The sequence below is a fragment of the Vibrio cincinnatiensis genome (assembly GCF_022113815.1).
GTDB classification, from domain to species: domain Bacteria; phylum Pseudomonadota; class Gammaproteobacteria; order Enterobacterales; family Vibrionaceae; genus Vibrio; species Vibrio cincinnatiensis_A.
This window is the reverse complement of record NZ_SGOM01000077.1, coordinates 1-589: the sequence shown is the minus strand read 5'-3', so window position 1 is coordinate 589 and position 589 is coordinate 1. Positions and strand designations below refer to the sequence as shown.

The following is a 589-nucleotide window of genomic DNA, read 5'->3' as shown; positions in this document are numbered from 1 at the left end:
CATAACGCCCGCTTAAGTGGTGAGCAACGCTACCACAACACTCAATTATTGCACCGTAACCACAAAAGCCAATTAAAACCAAAACCGCCGAGCGTTGCGAATCCGTCTTAAAGCGTTTGTTATGTGCCCGAACGCATTGTGTACTCTGGACGCCCCGTATGCTCATCCATTTGTTCACTGATAACTGTAAAGCCTTGAGACAAATAAAACTGATAACTAGCCTGATTTTCTTTGTATACGGAAAGACTCAATATTTCCCTTTGCGCTTTAGCATGACTTAACAATTGCTTACCGATACCTTTTCCCTGAAATGCAGGAAACACGAATATAGCGGCCAAGTTATTTTCATACAGCGCGTAAAAACCAACTATTTTCGACTCGATTTCGTAAACGAAAACTTCTGCAGCAGGAATATAAATATTACGCATGCTCTCAACTTGAGATTCCCAGAAGTAAGCCGACACGAAATCATGAGCTTTAACAGAAGCTTCAAGCCAGATTTCAATAACTGAATCTAAGTCATTTGAATTGTACTTTCTTATCATTTTCGAACTCTAGATTGTAAAATTTATCAGGGCAACATAACGCC

General features: G+C 40.1%; 1 protein-coding gene. It reads right to left on the bottom strand.

Going from position 1 to position 589, the window contains the following annotated elements; genetic code table 11:
* Window positions 1–119: 119 nt before the first annotated feature.
* Entirely contained in the window at window positions 120–545 is a 426-nt protein-coding gene (locus EXA13_RS16675; protein ID WP_238134102.1) for an N-acetyltransferase, read from the bottom strand.
* Window positions 546–589 lie beyond the last annotated feature (44 nt).